The organism is Methanococcus voltae, assembly GCF_024807655.1.
GTDB lineage: Archaea > AGJL01 > Methanococci > Methanococcales > Methanococcaceae > Methanococcus > Methanococcus voltae_D.
This window is the reverse complement of sequence record NZ_JANUCR010000002.1, coordinates 17,306-31,610: the sequence shown is the minus strand read 5'-3', so window position 1 is coordinate 31,610 and position 14,305 is coordinate 17,306. Positions and strand designations below refer to the sequence as shown.

General features: G+C 27.3%; 15 protein-coding genes and 1 tRNA gene. 8 read left to right on the top strand and 8 right to left on the bottom strand.

The genetic code is table 11. The features are described 5' to 3' along the window. The first annotated feature begins 147 nt into the window (after positions 1 to 147). Positions 148 to 1,464 carry a phenylacetate--CoA ligase family protein gene (locus J3E06_RS02725; protein WP_013180932.1) on the top strand — a complete coding sequence of 439 codons (1,317 nt, stop codon included), beginning with the start codon at positions 148 to 150 and terminating at the stop codon, positions 1,462 to 1,464. A 182-nt stretch (positions 1,465 to 1,646) separates the two neighbouring features. Here J3E06_RS02725 and J3E06_RS02720 read toward each other — a convergent pair whose 3' ends face one another. Continuing rightward, positions 1,647 to 2,405 (bottom strand): Bax inhibitor-1/YccA family membrane protein, encoded by a 759-nt coding sequence (locus J3E06_RS02720; RefSeq protein ID WP_013180931.1) that lies wholly within the window; start codon positions 2,403 to 2,405, stop codon positions 1,647 to 1,649. 278 nt (positions 2,406 to 2,683) lie between these two features. Between J3E06_RS02720 and J3E06_RS02715 the strand changes: the two genes are divergently transcribed. After that, a tRNA-Leu gene (locus tag J3E06_RS02715) sits at positions 2,684 to 2,768 on the top strand. A 365-nt stretch (positions 2,769 to 3,133) separates the two neighbouring features. On the opposite strand, the gene J3E06_RS02710 is transcribed toward J3E06_RS02715, so the two are convergent. The 7 genes from J3E06_RS02710 to J3E06_RS02680 form a co-directional block, all read right to left on the bottom strand. Next, positions 3,134 to 6,709 (bottom strand): DEAD/DEAH box helicase family protein, encoded by a 3,576-nt coding sequence (locus J3E06_RS02710; protein WP_013180930.1) that lies wholly within the window; start codon positions 6,707 to 6,709, stop codon positions 3,134 to 3,136. A gap of 102 nt (positions 6,710 to 6,811) precedes the next feature. Continuing rightward, a complete protein-coding gene (locus J3E06_RS02705; RefSeq protein WP_013180929.1) occupies positions 6,812 to 7,774 on the bottom strand; it encodes a tyrosine-type recombinase/integrase in 963 nt (320 codons plus the stop codon). Continuing rightward, entirely contained in the window at positions 7,764 to 8,009 is a 246-nt protein-coding gene (locus J3E06_RS02700) for a DUF2540 domain-containing protein (RefSeq protein ID WP_013180928.1), read from the bottom strand. The genes J3E06_RS02705 and J3E06_RS02700 overlap by 11 nt, the downstream gene beginning before the upstream one ends. 69 nt (positions 8,010 to 8,078) lie before the next feature. Then, entirely contained in the window at positions 8,079 to 8,336 is a 258-nt protein-coding gene (locus tag J3E06_RS02695) for a hypothetical protein (RefSeq protein ID WP_013180927.1), read from the bottom strand. A 1-nt stretch (position 8,337) separates the two neighbouring features. Beyond that, positions 8,338 to 8,508: a DUF2080 family transposase-associated protein gene (locus J3E06_RS02690; RefSeq protein ID WP_013180926.1), complete on the bottom strand. Its 171-nt coding sequence runs from the start codon at positions 8,506 to 8,508 to the stop codon at positions 8,338 to 8,340. 13 nt (positions 8,509 to 8,521) lie between these two features. Continuing rightward, entirely contained in the window at positions 8,522 to 8,683 is a 162-nt protein-coding gene (locus tag J3E06_RS02685) for a DUF2080 family transposase-associated protein (protein WP_013180925.1), read from the bottom strand. After that, positions 8,683 to 8,868, bottom strand: coding sequence for a DUF2080 family transposase-associated protein (locus tag J3E06_RS02680; protein ID WP_013180924.1), 186 nt, complete (start codon positions 8,866 to 8,868; stop codon positions 8,683 to 8,685). The genes J3E06_RS02685 and J3E06_RS02680 overlap by 1 nt, the downstream gene beginning before the upstream one ends. A 168-nt stretch (positions 8,869 to 9,036) precedes the next feature. Between J3E06_RS02680 and J3E06_RS02675 the strand changes: the two genes are divergently transcribed. The 6 genes from J3E06_RS02675 (at position 9,037) to J3E06_RS02650 (ending at position 14,300) form a co-directional block, all read left to right on the top strand. Then, a complete protein-coding gene (locus tag J3E06_RS02675) occupies positions 9,037 to 9,420 on the top strand; it encodes a winged helix-turn-helix domain-containing protein (RefSeq protein WP_013180923.1) in 384 nt (127 codons plus the stop codon). Between the two features lie 182 nt (positions 9,421 to 9,602). Continuing rightward, entirely contained in the window at positions 9,603 to 10,937 is a 1,335-nt protein-coding gene (locus tag J3E06_RS02670; protein WP_013180922.1) for a restriction endonuclease, read from the top strand. A gap of 207 nt (positions 10,938 to 11,144) precedes the next feature. After that, a complete protein-coding gene (locus tag J3E06_RS02665) occupies positions 11,145 to 11,471 on the top strand; it encodes a hypothetical protein (RefSeq protein WP_013180921.1) in 327 nt (108 codons plus the stop codon). A 165-nt stretch (positions 11,472 to 11,636) separates the two neighbouring features. Further along, positions 11,637 to 12,014, top strand: coding sequence for a hypothetical protein (locus tag J3E06_RS02660; RefSeq protein WP_013180920.1), 378 nt, complete (start codon positions 11,637 to 11,639; stop codon positions 12,012 to 12,014). A 525-nt stretch (positions 12,015 to 12,539) separates the two neighbouring features. Further along, complete coding sequence (locus J3E06_RS02655; protein WP_013180919.1) at positions 12,540 to 13,010, top strand: hypothetical protein; 471 nt, start codon at positions 12,540 to 12,542, stop codon at positions 13,008 to 13,010. Positions 13,011 to 13,109: 99 nt separating this feature from the next. Beyond that, on the top strand, positions 13,110 to 14,300 hold the full coding sequence (locus tag J3E06_RS02650) for a hypothetical protein (protein WP_013180918.1): 1,191 nt from the start codon (positions 13,110 to 13,112) through the stop codon (positions 14,298 to 14,300). Positions 14,301 to 14,305 lie beyond the last annotated feature (5 nt).

Below are 14,305 nucleotides of genomic sequence, written 5' to 3'. Positions count from 1 at the left end.
ATAATTAAATACCGAAAAAAGAAAATACTAAAAAATAAAAAATAAAATAATAATTGTAAATTAATAGTAAAATAATAGTAAAATAATAGTAAATTAATAGTAAATTAATAATACAATAACCTAATTTAGCATAATTGAGGAGATTAGATGTCTGAAATTAAAATATGGGACGAAGTGGAAAAATTGGATAGAAAAGAGATTGAAAAAATACAAATCTCAAAATTAAAAGAAACTATAAAAAGAGCTTATGAAAATGTTCCACTTTATAAGGAAAAATTTGACAAAATTGGACTTAAACCTGAAGATATACAAACATTGGACGATTTAAAGAAGATTCCATTTACTGAAAAAGATGATTTCAGGCAAAATTATCCTTTTAAAATGTTTGCAGTACCTAAAAAAGAGATTGTTAGAATTCACGCATCTTCTGGAACTACTGGGAAACCTACGGTTGTAGGCTATACAAGAAAAGATATGAATACGTGGACCGATTTAGTTGCAAGAGTAATTACACAAGCTGGCGTTTGCGATGAAGATACTGTTCAAATTGCATTTGGATATGGATTATTTACAGGTGGATTTGGATTACACTATGGTATGGAAAGAGTAGGAGCTTCTGTAATACCCATGTCAAGCGGAAACACGAAAAAACAGATTATGATTATGAAGGACTTCGGTACAACCGTATTAGTAAGTACTCCATCATATGCATTACATATGGCAGAAGTTGCCGAAGAAATGGGAATCGACCCTAAAAAAGATTTAAATATTAAATATGGTCTATTTGGTGGAGAAGGTTGTTCTGAAGATGCAAGAAAAGAAATAGAAAAAAGATGGGGATTATTGGCTACTGAAAACTACGGAATGAGTGAGTTAATAGGTCCGGGTGTTGCAGGAGAATGTATCTATCAATGTGGTATGCATATTGCAGAAGACCATTTCATACCTGAAATTATAAACCCCGAAACTGGCGAAGTTTTACCCGAGGAAGAAACAGGAGAATTAGTTATAACAAGCTTATCAAAAGAAGCTCTTCCAGTATTAAGGTATAGAACCAAAGATATTACAAGTTTAACACATACACCTTGCGAGTGCGGAAGGAAAAGTGTTAGAATGTCTAAAATTAAAGGAAGAACTGACGATATGATGGTAATTAGGGGCGTAAACGTATTCCCATCACAAATTGAAACCGTTTTGTCTGACGTTAAAGAAATAGGTCCACATTATGAAATTGTAGTAACTACAAAAGGTCATCTCGACCAAATTGCAATTAATGTAGAACTTTTAGATAGTAATCTCCTTGAAAGCTACGGTTGTTTAGAAAAACTTAGCAAATCCATAGAACATAAGCTTAAAACCGTATTAGGATTAGGTATTAAAGTAAACCTCGTAAATCCTAAAACACTTGAGAGATTTGAAGGAAAAGCTAAAAGAATAAAAGATTTAAGAAATGTTGGCGAATAAGTAATTAACATCACGTATAAAATTAATTCTATTTTAATCATTTTTTTATTAATATATTAAATATTAATTTTATTTTTATTTTTATTTTTAAAAAAGTTAAAAAATGAAGAATACTTTAGCTATATTATTTGCCATATTATTTGATAGAGTATTATATAATAATTTATTTTTAATTTTTAATATTATTCATTTTGTCTTAATTTTGCCAATAATCTCAATATTTCTAAATATACCCATACTACAGTTACTAATATTCCAAATGCTCCATACCATTCCATATATTTTGGAAGTCCGTATCCTGCACCTTTTTCAATGAAATCAAAATCCAATAATAAGTTTAATGAAGCTATACCGATTACAAGTACGCTAAATCCTATGCCAATTAATCCGCCTTCGTAAATAAACGGTGCATATATTCCAAAGAAGCTTAATATAAACGTTAATAAGTACAATAACGCAATACCGCCTGTTGCTATCAATAAACCTGTTTTAAATTTTTCAGTCACTTTTATAATCCTAAATTTATAGACGAATATCATTGTTAATAATACCCCAAAAGTACCAAAACTTGCCTGGAAAGCTATTCCTGGATACATTGTTTCAAATACTGCTGAAATGAAACCCATTGCTAAACCTTCGCATATTGCATATACGGGTGAAAGAATAGGCGCTGTTGTATTTTTAAATGAGATAACTAATGCCAATATAAATCCAACGATTATACCGCCGATACCCAATAAACTTGCAAAACCTGCTGATGAGGAGTATATTGTCCAAGATACGATTGCAGAACCTATTAAAAAGATTGTTAATATAAATATTTTGTTTATAGTACCATTTATAGTCATTTGCTCGGTTATTGGCATACTTGAAGTACTACCTGCAAGTTGTCTATATCTTTCCATTACCTGATTTCCGAAAACTGGATTAGAACTTTTCATATGTTCACCTTAAATTAATTTAATGTAAATTATACAGAATATAGATAATTTAATAATATTCTTAGATAATATATAAAATAATAAATTATTTAACTATACTATATGAAATTAAATATATAAACTGTTCGAAGTAAAAATAACTGTAAATAAGTTTTCGATAAATATAAATATTTAAATTATATAATCAACGAAAGGTTTATATAGTAAGTGGTAATATGTATAGTTGCAACTAATGAAATGGAAATAAGAATTAGAATACAAAAGTACAAATGTAATGAGCAGGGATCGCCGAGCCTGGTCAAAGGCGCTGGACTTAAGATCCAGTCTCGTAGGAGTTCGAGGGTTCAAATCCCTTTCCCTGCACTAACTGATTTAGGAGTTTGATATTAAGTTATCAAGCTCCTTTTTCTATATATGGAGTAATTTTTTAGGTATTGTACCATACCTATGGGACTGGATTTAATCCAGTAAGTAAATAGGTACAAATTCAGTTCAATAAAATTGAGACTTTGTTGTAAATGAATACTCATTTAGATAATATTCTCAAAAAAATTGAGTAGGTACTGGATAGTTTGCTTTTTTAGTATTGTTTATAATATTGGTTTATTTTAATGTATAAATCTATTTGTCTATTGACGTATAGATATTAGTTAAATGTATTATTTATGTTAAAAATGTATCGTTTTATTTAAGTATATGGATATAGTTTAAAAAAAGAATTTTAAGATTTATTCGCTAATGAAGAACCCTTTACGAGGTTCGAACAAATCACCGACAATCTTTAACTTTTTGATGACCTGTTCATAAGCCTCTATTGGATATTTTAAAACTTCAGTAACGTATTCCAACAACTCAGTTTTTGAGATTCCACCTTTAGCTTTATTGATGATTGCTTTATCTAAATCTATTTTAATATTATCATTAAATACCTTTACAAAACTATTCAATAGGTTATCTATCCCAAATACTTGAATAGTTGCATTTTCTCGCTTTGTTTTTAACTCTGATGAGTTATAACTGTATATTGATGATAATATATTCTTTATCTCTTCAAATTTAAGCTTAATACCTAAATCTCTTTTAACGATGTTAATGATGCTTTTGATGTTTATTTTTTTATTGTTTAATTTATTGCCTAACTTGAATATCTTAATCAATATCTTTGACTCAAATATTCGTTTATAGCCTTTAACATCCTTTATATTATTTTTAAGTCCTTTAACAATGTTATATGCAATATTTATTCTTTTATTAATTGAACCCCATTTGGCAGGTGCACAACTTGAAACCGCTTCAGCAATTTCTTCAGTACTTGCATCTTTACCCATTAATAATTTTGAGAGTTCAGGGTATTCATTATGTAGTTTTAAGTAGCTAATTACACGCTTACAAATTTTTATGTGCTTCATAACGAGGTATTTCTCAGTTTCAGTAAACATATCATATTTATGATATAATAAGGCGGTGTCTACAGCTTCAAAGTTATCATTTATTATTTCTACAACTTTTAAAACTTCAAATTGGTTTAATTCTTTTACAAATTTTCTTGTTTCAATAATGTCTGAAACATCTGTTCCTTCAATATCCAAATGAGGAATTTTCCATTCTGAATTGGTTGTTGCTTCAAAGTAAGTTTTTAATAAACTTGAATCTGCTACAATTTGTCTTTCTAATTTTCTGTTGACAAGACTCGCTATTTTAGATTCGTCAACGATATATTCACCATCTTTCCACTTTAAAACTTGCAACTGATTTATCATATTAGTATATTTAAATTCCATATCTTTATTCATTAATTCGCCGTTGTATTCAGTCATTAAATATTCATTGAATAATGATAAATCTTCTTTTGCAATCTCCAACATTTTATTATATTTTAATATATTATGCTGGTGACCTGCTTGTGAATATATGATACAAGTATTACCGCCGTTTCTAACTCTTGCTAAAAACTGTCTCATTATGGTAGCGGATGAAGTTTTAAGAACTGCAACGATGTCAACTTTATCTTTAATGTTCATTTGAACTGATTCTTCTTTTTCAGAACCATTTTTAATATTAATTCCTTCAGCAATGACTCTTGTAGCCAATATTAAACCATCTGGAATTCTTTCTTGTTTTATAATCATTTGTGCAGCTTCATCGGTCTCAACTGATTCTCTTGTAATTTCATAAATTGGTGAATTAAAATTATAAATATTTAATAATTCTTTAATAACTTCAATTTCTTTTTTAGAGTCAACTAATACCAATGACTTTTTACAATCCCTATTGAATGCCGTTGTGATGTATTTACAGAAATTAATAACATTATAATTTGCTAAATGTCCAATGTCTGATTCAACAACGTAAGTATTTTTAAAATATTGTTTATTATCGTTAAATTCAGCTTTTACAATTTTTCTATTCTGAAGGTTTACAAGTTCAGGCGTTGCAGTTAAATATACTGAAGCATGAACTTTTTCAGAATAATTTTCTATTTTATTAATTTCGTCTCTTCTAAGGTCCTTTTGAAGTATCATATTGTGAGATTCGTCAACGATTAATATTACATCGTCATCGTCTCTTATTTGTACTCTTTCGTATGTTCCTTTGCTGGTTTTCTCAAATTTGATACTTTCGAACTTGATATCATCCATAATGTTAAATAATTGGTTGTAGGTCCCTATGATTAATCTTGTATCATTTGCGGTTCTATGCTTTGCTTTACTGCCTTCATAGTATGCTGGAACTCTAATTCCTTTATTTAGTAAATTGCTTTGTGTTTGCTTTACTTGGGTTCTGTAAGGGAACAATAGCACTATTGTTTTATCTTTATAATCATTGGTAAGTTTATCAATGTTATTTGTGATATTGTAGGTTTTTCCTCGCCCTGTTTCAGCTTGTAGGATTACACTTTCTTTGGTTTTTATAGATTTATTTATTGCAGTTTGCAATACATCATATGAAAGATATTTGTTACACTTTATTGTACTTGCTTCTTTATTTTTATTTAATAATTCAATTAAATATTCTTCTGCAGATACGTAATCGCCTAAGTTATTTGAAATTCCTTTTAATTTTATAAATTCTAAAATTTTATCTTTGAAACCGCCCCATAAGTATGCTACAATGTTGGTTCTTAAACTGTTATTGTGCCAATCTACTGCTACAGCGTTGTGTGCTTGGTTAGGGTATATTGTACAATCTGGGTTGTTTCCATCGTTGTAATATATCGAATATATACTGATATATTTACCATTTGATTTGTAACCAATTTTTAAATAATCGAATAATTCAATTATCCAATCTTTGTTATACTTCTCAGTAAGTTTTGTTTGAATAAATTTTGTAAATTTATATTCTTTTTTAGATAAAGATTTAAAATCTTTTATTTTAATATTAGCTTTTTTTAATTTATTAATTAATTCAAATGACTCGGTTGTCTCGTTGGATTCCTTTACGGTTGATATATATTCTTTATTTTCGATTCCGAATTTAAATATAAATACTTCAGGAGTAATTGGAACTAAACTATTTTTTATGTATAAAATTTTACAATTTCTTTCAGATTTATATTTTTCTTTTCTGTTCTTGGTTCCAGGGAGTCTGTCAACTCTTGCTATGTCGTACATTGCAGAGTCTGCACCGTGTCCTATTTCTTCAGCAATTTTTGAGAAGATTGGAAGCTCTAATCTTGAAATAGGTCTGTCGATGTAGTAGATAAATCTTAAACCGCCACCCGTAAAAACTATTAAATGAGGTTTTGTATAATCATCAGGTAATTTATTAAATATATTATTTATTTTTTGGTTCATTTCTTCCTTTGTTGGTTCTTTGTCTTTCCATTCATCGATATCAAAATCAATTGGAATGTATGACCAAGCGGTTGATGATTTGGAAGTACCTTTCTTTTCTTGTCTTGGAGCTATGCCTATTGATACAGTTGTTATTCTTGCTCTTGCCCCTATTCGTTGTTTTATTTGTTGTTCTTTTTCGTAAATTTTGTTTGAAATGGTTTCGGCAGTATTTGCGATGTTAATACTGCTGTTAAAATCCGGGATTTCTATAAATTCAGAGTATGCCCAGGAATTTCTATTATTTGGCTTTTGATATTGCTTATCTAATTCTACCAAATATCTTACTTCAAAAAAGTTCATATTCTTTGCAGATTTGGTTAAATCTTTTTTAAGTTCTTTGATTGAACCGTCAGCTACGCCCAATACTATTTTACTTCTAAAATTAGCAATTGAAGTTAATAATACACCGATATGGTTAATTAATTGCTTCTTATCAGTTTTTTTGTATTGTTTATAGTTTTTCATAGTACCAAATCTTTTATTTTATCTTTTTATTATTTTTTTAGTTTTAATTTTATTTTTTAAATTTAATTTTTTATTATCTTTTAATTTAATAAATTTATAAATTTATAAATTCTTTTTAATGGTGTTCAATAATATGTTTGTTCTTTCTTTGCTGTGTGCATAGAATAGTGTTGTCTCAATACTACTATGTCCTAAGTATTCTTTAACAACTTCAATCGGAACACCTTTATTTAATAGTTCCACGGCTCTCCCGTGTCTTAAGGAATGAACTACTACCCTTCTATTCTTGGGGATTTTGCCCTGCTCTTTTAGCTTGACTACTGCGTTCCTGTATACTTGGCTTAACCAGCCTCTTCTTACAGGTCCTCCCCTTATACTTTGGAATATAGGGTCGCTGTTGCCAGTGTTAACGTTATATTTAACGTATTCCTTTAAAGCGTTCAATGTGTCACTTGAACATACTACGAACCGCTCATTACTGGATTTAGTATTCCTAATTCTGAATTTAGCTTCTTTAAAGTCACAGTCTTCGTAAGTGATTCCTATTACTTCAGAAACTCTGCAACCTGTGTCCCATAGCATTCTAATCATTAAAGCGTCTCTTAAATTTGACCTACTGCGGTGCTGTAAGATTGCTTTTAAAATTTCATTTAATATTTTTGAATCAATTGAATCATAGTGCTTTACTTCAAATTTGCTGAATCTTCTTCGCTCTTTACATTCTGTTTCAAATTCTTTGAAGTTGTGTAATCTTAAAACCCTGTAAAATACTTTTAAAAGCTTAAAGTATTGAATTACTGAATTTCCCAACTTTCGTTCATTTTCCAAATAATTAAAAAATTTGGTAAACTCCGACCTGTTCAAGGTGTCAGGTTCTTTGTCTAATTTTTTACAGAATGCTAAGAAGACTTTGAGTCTTGAAATATCGCTTTTAATCGTGTTTTCTTTTATTCGGTCGAATTCTCGTTCTTCTCTAAATTGTGCTATCCATTTGTTTTCGTCTGTAATCTCTGTTTTGCTTCTACCAGTGTTTACGAGAATTAAATCTTTCATATTAGCATTCATATTCTTCCTCTTGGAATATTATGCAATTTAATAGAAAATTTGCCCCTATTCCGTACCTGGAAACTATTTCATTCTCTTTATCGGATAATGTTAATAATTTTTTAGTCTTTAAGTTTCTATTTTTTATTTCTGCGATTGTTTCAGGGGCTATATTTTCACAATTCTCCATTTTATGCACGTAATATCTTAATTCACGTGCTCCGATGTTTTTGTATAAATTGAAGTATCTTCTCATCAAACCACCCTATGCTTGGATGTTATAACCTAAATTTATTAGGTCATTTTTTAATCGTTTAAATCTTTATTAGTCTTCTGAAATAATGAAAGGTACCCTAGATATTCTAGACAATTTTTTACATACGTTTAATAATTCCGTTTTTGATTCCATGTAAAAATTTATGGGTTTAGAACCTACAATTGCCACTGCAACGCCATATTTTGAAAAATAAGGGTCTGCATTCTTTCCATCATTTAGGATAATCAAAGCTTCTTGGATACCATAACCTTCAGAAACAAGTTTTTTTACAGTATTAATTTTTTCAGCATTCTTTTTAACCGTCATATTATACCCTAATACTATAACCTAAATTTATTAGGTCATTTTTTAATCGTTTAAGCTCGTTTTCATCTTCTAAAACTATAGCAATACCTAATTTACCCAAGTGTTTACGGGATACGCCAATTTCAGCCCCGTTGCCTCTTGGTTTTATTAACCGTTCTTTTGTGATTATCATTGCTTATCATCTTTTAAAAAATATTATTTTTAGAAAATAATTCATTTAAATTCTCTGAATCTTCTTCATCTTCGATAATTATTGTTATTGCACGTTTCCTTAAGTACTTACGAGACAGATTTATTTTAGCACCTGTTCCGTAAGGTTTTACTAATTTTTCATCTAAGATAATCATTATTGACCCTCAATACTTACCAATGAACCGATTATTTTTTCTTTAATGGATTCATTATCTGGCAAGATTATTAAGATAGCTTCCTTACCCAATTCGACCTTAGGTAAAGAAAATCTCGCTGAATTACCGTGTGGGGATATAATGCCCCAATATACATCAGTATCGAGTTTAGCAGTATTTGCCATAAGTCACCTCTAAAATCATAATACAAGTAGTTGTTTTATTACAATTAATTGTATAATTATAGAACTATATAAATGTTATTATTTGTAATTAGTTGTTATTTAACAACTTGATGTATATATATTTTGATTTATAGATTTGATATTATTAAGCTTATAAAAGGTTATAAAATGTTAAAATTAATATCTAAAAAGCACGTGAAAGAAATATTAAAGTGTATAAATGAAGGAGAAATCCACTTTAATGCAATAAAAAAGAAATTAAATATAAATTCGAGAAATTTAAGCGAATTATTAAATGGATTATTAGAACAGGGTTTAATTTGTAAACGCTGGGAAGATAAAGATATTTTAGTTCCAAAAGCGTATTATTCAATAAGTAAAAAAGGAAAAGAAGTATTGAAAGTTTACGGTCAAATTAATAAAATTGAAAATTTAGATAATACAAATTGTGAAAATGAAAATATAATCGATAATTCTAAAAATAAAGTTATAAATAATTCTGGAATAGTAATTGGAGATACTAAAGATTCCAATATTACTATAAAAAAATAATACCTGCTATTTTGTAAAAGTTAACATTAATTTTTATTTTTAACTTCTTCTTTTAAATTTTAAAATAATTATACAAATATTTATATTTTATGGTTGCTAATTTATTATATACAAGTCCATTATATTAATTATTTAATGATAAGAGTATTATATACCTATTAACTACACGCCAGGGGAATTATATGAGTAATAAAAAAGGATACTATAATTTAGATAGTTTAGATGGTTATGAGTTTGAAGAATTTGTTGCACAAATATTAAGACATAATAACTATGAAGATGTAGTTGTAACCCAAAGAAGCAACGATAAAGGTAAAGACATTATAGCAAAGTCAAAAAAGGGTAAAAAATTTAAATACCCCGTTGTTGTAGAATGCAAGCACCAAAAAAGTGTTGGAAGACCCGTAGTTCAAAAATTACAAGGTGCACTATTACACGAGCTCGGTGATAGCCAGTATATTAAAGGTATGATAGTAACTTCAGGAACATTTACAAAAGGTGCTATTGAATATACTGAAGAAATAAATAATATGTATTCCGAAACTATGGAATTAGAATTAATTGACGGAAAAGAACTAATTAAAAGATGTAAAGCTTCAAACATCATTGTAAAGAATGGTAAAATACAAATCAATAGTGATTTAACCTTTGAAAATATTTCTGAAGAAGAACAGTTTAATTATGCACTTAATAACTTAAAAAATATTACAGGAATTGAAAAAGTTCAATATGATATTAAATGCCTTAGAACGTACCATCCTTATTTTTTTGTTCCTTATAGCGTAGACTCAAGTACTTCAACTATGGTTGGTTGTATCTATAGGGTGAATGAAAAGAATAAAAAAATTGTATTGGATGGAGTTTCTGGAGCAGCTTGTGAAGATATCGAGATGATATATGATGAAAACTCAAAACTTATAAAAATTCCTGAAAATGATTTAAAAGATCTAAAACCTTTTGAATTCTCTCAAAAAGAAATAGAAGATAAAGCAATAGATTTAATAATTAAAAAATACACCAAAATCGTATATTACACAGGTAAAAACAACAGACCCTATAATAAAAAATGTTATCCATTTAAAAAAGATATATTTCTTAAAAAAACGTCTGCAATATACTCCCCCACATATCACAATACTATAAACATTAATCAGAATCAATATTCTCAAAAAATTATTACAAATAAAACTTCAGTATTAGAATTAAACAATGAATTAACTTGTTGTAAAGTATGCGGAGAAAAAGCCAAAAATCGATACATTTGTCCAGTTTGTGGAAAGATACTTTGTAAAAAGCATACAATATTTGATTACCTCGATAAGTCCCCAGTATGTCAAGAACATCGTATCGCTCAAAAATTACTCCTACAAAACATATACTTTTCCTCACCACAATCTCATTATATGTTTATTGAACAGTGGGCAAATATGAATATTTTCCATAAAATAATATGTGATAAATACGTTTCAATGTTGTTATTACTACTAGGAGTGGTCATATTTAGCCTAATAATTTAATTATTATTTATTTTTATTAATAATTTAAAATTATAAATTTTATTTTTTTTATTTAATTTATTAAGAAATATAAATATTTATTTTATTAAATATATTAATATCCATTTTTATCACAACTTAATAGATATTAGCATATACAAACTATTAAAAATATTAATATGTCTTGTCTTAGATGAGCATTTTAAAATATTTAATAGGGTGAAATAAATGGAAATGGGGGCTACAGAATTAACAATATTAAGATATGCAATGCTTCGGTATAAGGAGGGTAATCCAAAATTTGGATTAAGTGATATACTAAATAATTTAAAAATTAGGGAAGATCAGTTTGAGGGTGCTAAAGAACTTCTAGAATTTAGTATAGCTCTTTTGCATACTCAGGAATATCAACTTTTAAACCCCGGAATTATGGTAATTCCGGACTCTAACGAAGAAAAAATTCAAAAAAATTATCTAGAGTGGTATGAAATATCAGAAAAAGGTATTGAATACTATGAAAAAATTATTGAAGAAAAACCAGAATATAAGATATAACTAACAAAATAGAAAACAGATACTTACAAATATTATTCCAAATATTTATTCATTTTTTTGAATTCTAACTTATTATATATAACTCTTTTTATTGGGATTATTTAGAAAATAATTAATAATTATATATATACTATTTTATTATTTATAATTAAAAAGGCGATTTATATGTTAAAAACTTCACCAAATACGGATGTATTATCGAGATATAAAATTAAAATTGAAGATAATGTATTAAGCATTAATTCATCTAAAAAAGCTTATGTTTCGATTGATAAAATTACTGCTGTTGAATTATACAACGGATGGGTTATTTCAGGTCTTTTTTTCGGTATCTTTGTTATATTATCAGGATTAATAGTATATTATTTAATAAATTTTATATTAATACCAATTATTGCAATAATTATGGGAACAGTAATCATTGTTGGTAGTCTTTTTAGTTTTATGATTAAAATATATGCAGTTGGATATAAGCCAATTACAATTCAGGGTTCCAGTAAATCCATGAAAGAATTATATGAAGAACTTAAAAAATTAGTTTAAAATTTTATTGTTTTTATTATTTTTATAAATTTATTTAGTAACTATTAAAGGTGATAATATCATTACGATTATATTTATATAATATGGGGGGGCAAGTAATATATAAGATTCTATTAAATACAAAATTATAATGCTTTTTTACAATTATATTTAAAATAAAATATAATGAGTAACTAATTGATCAAATATAAGCTATTATCAAGTTATAAAATTAAAGATAATCTATTATCCAGTAATTGGTAAAAACAACTTATTTTATATGGGTTAACACTATTACTGTTGAATTCAACAGTGCGATTATATTTACTACAATTTTATACGTCTTATTGTATTATTTTGTCTTTTTTAAATTTCGTATTTAATAGAATCCTAATTAAATTATAAATTGGCCTAACAGTATCATGTTATGTATCGAATAAATATTCTATAAATTATACGTACTAGTTATATAGCTTACAATTTGTAGAATGTTTTTTTCTATGAAGATATTACGTGTAATAATTAAAAAAAATAAATGGTGATAATATGCACTATAACATTAACAAAAAAATAATACCATTATGTGAAAATTTAATATTATTAGATATTGGAAATTATTTAATATCAGATAATTTTAAAAAATTATTGGATAAATTTGGCATAGCGGACGTTTGGAGTATTCTTAAAAGGTATATTATTTCCCAGGATCGATGTGTTATTCTCCATCCTGGATATCCGGGATACGATGAAATAGCCCTAATATACTTCCTAAGCATAACCGCAGAAAATGTAGATATTGTGTCATTAAATTTTATTGAACAAATTTTGGTGGATTTTACGAAGTATAGTCCTGAAAAAAAAGATTTTACAAAAGTTGGTAAATGTTTAGTAGATTTAGGATATGACAAAAAAGATGTCAAAAGCATACTTTCAAAAATAAGTTATAGCAATAAATTAGAAAAGATAGTTAAAAGAAAGCTAATTTTTTTTATTAATGTTTTAAAGAGTTCAATCTAAATTATTATATTTAACTCTTTTTATTATGGTTAATTAATAACTAATTAATATATGTTACAACACTTTTTATTAGTAGGATTAAAAATAATAAGGTGAAGTATGTCAGATATATTAAGAAATATTAGGATCGATAAAGTAATTGCTCACAAAATACCTGGAAAACATGAGGATGAAGATAGCTGTATATTAAATAGCAAATTTGAAGATATGGATGATGCTATTAAAAGTCATTTACAAGAGCGATTAATAACAGTTTTAAATAAAAAATCCAAACGTATGGATTTAAAAATAAAAGATACGGGGAAAGATAGCATATTTCAAAAAATGTCTTATTTGGCCACATATGTACACAATAAACCCCGTGAAGGAATTAATGATCCAAATTTTTGGATAAACTATATTGAAACTACCCAAAATATTGCAAAAACATTGCATAATATTCAAAAAAACAGTAATACGCCAGGTGGTATTGTAATTATTATTAGTGGTCGAACAGGATTGGGTGTCAAATATGATTTTTCAGCAATTATAAAAGCAGAATTAGATGATGGATTTGAATATAACGATAATGCTAATGCTAATGCTAATGCTAATGATAATGCTAATGATAATGCTAATGATAATGATAATGATAATGATAATGATAATGATGAAAGTAATAAGTTAAAATATGTTACAAACATTTTATTAACCAAAAGTCAAAAATTATATAAGGTTGGAATGTTTATCGATAAAAATTCCGAAAATAGGGGAGAACCTATACGAAACGAGGAAGATTTTATAGCATTTGTATTTGATGATACGATTCGTAAAAGTAGTGATAATAATGGTGCTGCAAAATATTTTTACGACTCTTTTTTGGGATGTTCATTAGAGGATCCTGCACAATATACTAAAAAATTTTTAAAAGAAATACCTGAAATAATAAATAATCTAAAAGATAATGATGGAAAAACCATATCTACATCAGAAATAATAACTCTTAAAAATAGTGCACGTGCTTATTTATCCTCCAATACCTCTGAAATACATATCCCTGATTTTGTAAATGAGTATATACCTAATAAATATAAGGCTGACTTTATGATTGGGATTAATGATATAGGTTATCCATTAAACAGTATTCCAAAAGATACTGCCCCAATACAACTAACATTATCTACAACTACGCTTGAATTTTCTTCAGGCATTAAAATTAAATACCCTACGGAAAAATCTACCGACATCGAAATTATTGAATCCTCAGAAGAGTATACCACTATTAAAATAAATGGAAAATTGAATAAATAATAATG

What these genes read in the sequence shown, in the direction of transcription:
- J3E06_RS02725 (WP_013180932.1), top strand. Translation starts at nt 148, where the DNA reads ATGTCTGAAATTAAAATATGGGACGAAGTGGAAAAATTGGATAGAAAA.
- J3E06_RS02720 (WP_013180931.1), bottom strand. Translation starts at nt 2,405, where the DNA reads ATGAAAAGTTCTAATCCAGTTTTCGGAAATCAGGTAATGGAAAGATAT.
- J3E06_RS02710 (WP_013180930.1), bottom strand. Translation starts at nt 6,709, where the DNA reads ATGAAAAACTATAAACAATACAAAAAAACTGATAAGAAGCAATTAATT.
- J3E06_RS02705 (WP_013180929.1), bottom strand. Translation starts at nt 7,774, where the DNA reads ATGAATGCTAATATGAAAGATTTAATTCTCGTAAACACTGGTAGAAGC.
- J3E06_RS02700 (WP_013180928.1), bottom strand. Translation starts at nt 8,009, where the DNA reads ATGAGAAGATACTTCAATTTATACAAAAACATCGGAGCACGTGAATTA.
- J3E06_RS02695 (WP_013180927.1), bottom strand. Translation starts at nt 8,336, where the DNA reads ATGACGGTTAAAAAGAATGCTGAAAAAATTAATACTGTAAAAAAACTT.
- J3E06_RS02690 (WP_013180926.1), bottom strand. Translation starts at nt 8,508, where the DNA reads ATGATAATCACAAAAGAACGGTTAATAAAACCAAGAGGCAACGGGGCT.
- J3E06_RS02685 (WP_013180925.1), bottom strand. Translation starts at nt 8,683, where the DNA reads ATGATTATCTTAGATGAAAAATTAGTAAAACCTTACGGAACAGGTGCT.
- J3E06_RS02680 (WP_013180924.1), bottom strand. Translation starts at nt 8,868, where the DNA reads ATGGCAAATACTGCTAAACTCGATACTGATGTATATTGGGGCATTATA.
- J3E06_RS02675 (WP_013180923.1), top strand. Translation starts at nt 9,037, where the DNA reads ATGTTAAAATTAATATCTAAAAAGCACGTGAAAGAAATATTAAAGTGT.
- J3E06_RS02670 (WP_013180922.1), top strand. Translation starts at nt 9,603, where the DNA reads ATGAGTAATAAAAAAGGATACTATAATTTAGATAGTTTAGATGGTTAT.
- J3E06_RS02665 (WP_013180921.1), top strand. Translation starts at nt 11,145, where the DNA reads ATGGAAATGGGGGCTACAGAATTAACAATATTAAGATATGCAATGCTT.
- J3E06_RS02660 (WP_013180920.1), top strand. Translation starts at nt 11,637, where the DNA reads ATGTTAAAAACTTCACCAAATACGGATGTATTATCGAGATATAAAATT.
- J3E06_RS02655 (WP_013180919.1), top strand. Translation starts at nt 12,540, where the DNA reads ATGCACTATAACATTAACAAAAAAATAATACCATTATGTGAAAATTTA.
- J3E06_RS02650 (WP_013180918.1), top strand. Translation starts at nt 13,110, where the DNA reads ATGTCAGATATATTAAGAAATATTAGGATCGATAAAGTAATTGCTCAC.